Genomic DNA, 1,682 nt, shown 5'->3' with positions numbered 1-1,682 from the left:
CCTCGATCTTTCATGGGGTCGGTAGGTCCGCTCGGTCGGCGTCGTTGCCGATCTTTGCGGACTCATTCTGGCATGAGGGTGTGACGGTCCGCCGCGTGTCGGTCGCGGTGGTCGGGCGTCCAGGGCCGTGGGTCCTTCAGAGAGTGCGGTCAGTGACAGGGCCGTGGGCTATCCAGCGGGGGCGGGCAACTGGGCGAGGCGGGCGTGGCCGGCCTGGACGATCCGAGCCCAGATCGACCGCTCCGAGAAGTGCAGGACCTGCTGTCGAGCATGGCGCGCGATAGTCGCGGGGATCTGGAACAAGCGGTGCCGGGCGCGTTTAGGCTCCCACCTCCTTGCGGGCTGGCCGGCATAGCCGAGCATCCCCATCCAAGCAGTAATCTCGCTGGCCAGGGCCACGATCTGGCACCAGATCCGGTTCTGCGCGAACGACGTCAGGGGCAGGTTCCGCAGGCCCATGTCCTTCGCCACGCGGATCCGGTCCTCGCAGCGAGCACGGCGACGGTGACGGAACTCGAGGTCCGCGAGCTGACCCTGCGTGGTGTTGGTCGCGAACGCCGTCAGGCGGTAGCCATCGACGTCATCGAACCGCAGTTGCGCACCGGGATGAGGGCGCTCGCGACGGACGATGACACGCATCCCGTCCGGCCAGTCCTCATCGAGGCCGATCAGCCCCGTCAGCTCCGCGACGTCCGCTCCCTCCCGCACCTCGCCATCAGAGTTATAGGCGGGTTCCCAGACGTGCTTCGGGATCAGGCCGAACAGCTCCGGCGTATTCGCGGGCAGGGTGAACCCGACCGAGTACGAGACCCGCCGCTTCACCAACTCCTGCAGCGTCTTCTTCGTGCCGCCGGCCCCGTCGATCCGGACCAGCACCTTCCGCCCCGGCCGGGATCCCATCCCGACTTGGGCCAGCGCATCGGCGATCACGCTCTTATGGTCCGCTGCGGTGTTCGAGCCGGCGTTCCCGGGGCGCAGGAGACAGGCCAACATCTCTCCGGACCCGCCGGTGCCGTGGTCGACGAACGCGAGCAACGGATGGAATCCGAAGCCCTTCTTAAACGTCGGCCGCGCGAACTCCTTCTCGCTGTGAGAGGTCACCAGCGAAGCGTCCAGGTCGATGACCAGCGGGCTCTTCGCCGTGACCCCCGCGCTGGGAGCATACTCGCCGGCCAGGGCCCAGGCTCGACTGCGTGCTTTCCGGCGGGCGGCACTGATCGCATTCTCGACCGCCCGGGCGTCAGCCGCGAGGGTCGTCAGCAGGCGAGAGATCGTCGGATCCGAGGCCACGGACCCATACACATCAGGCTCCGCTCGGAGCGTGGCGACGTCAGCCAGGCAATCCCCACCGACCGCCAACATGAGCGCGAGATCGGTGAGGATCTTCCCCGGATCATGCCGCGAGAACGGCTTCCGCCACGGCGCCAGCGCCCTCGAAAGCTCGACGGCCAGGCCCGTCGCGCGGACGGTCTCGGTCAGCAACACACCACCGGCCTGACCGACCGCAGACACCGGCGCGACATCAACATGAGGACGTGGATACAACCCGGTAGCATTCACCCTGAAGGTGCTCCCTGAACTGGCGTGAAATGGACCTTAGACAAGCCCTATTCTTCCAGGTCAGGAGCACCTTCACCCATCACGACCCACCCCTCGGACACCTCAACGATGAAAGCCCGAGG

At 66.9% G+C, this 1,682-nt stretch carries 1 protein-coding gene; it reads right to left on the bottom strand.

Features of this window, described 5'->3' with window-relative positions; all coding sequences use genetic code 11:
- Positions 1 to 168: 168 nt before the first annotated feature.
- Positions 169 to 1,560, bottom strand: coding sequence for an IS1380 family transposase (locus INT49_RS20765; protein WP_193119622.1), 1,392 nt, complete (start codon positions 1,558 to 1,560; stop codon positions 169 to 171).
- Positions 1,561 to 1,682: the final 122 nt, after the last annotated feature.

The sequence above is a fragment of the Brachybacterium tyrofermentans genome, assembly GCF_014897585.1.
Taxonomy (GTDB): Bacteria; Actinomycetota; Actinomycetes; order Actinomycetales; family Dermabacteraceae; genus Brachybacterium; species Brachybacterium tyrofermentans.
This window is presented reverse-complemented; position numbering and strand designations above follow the sequence as displayed.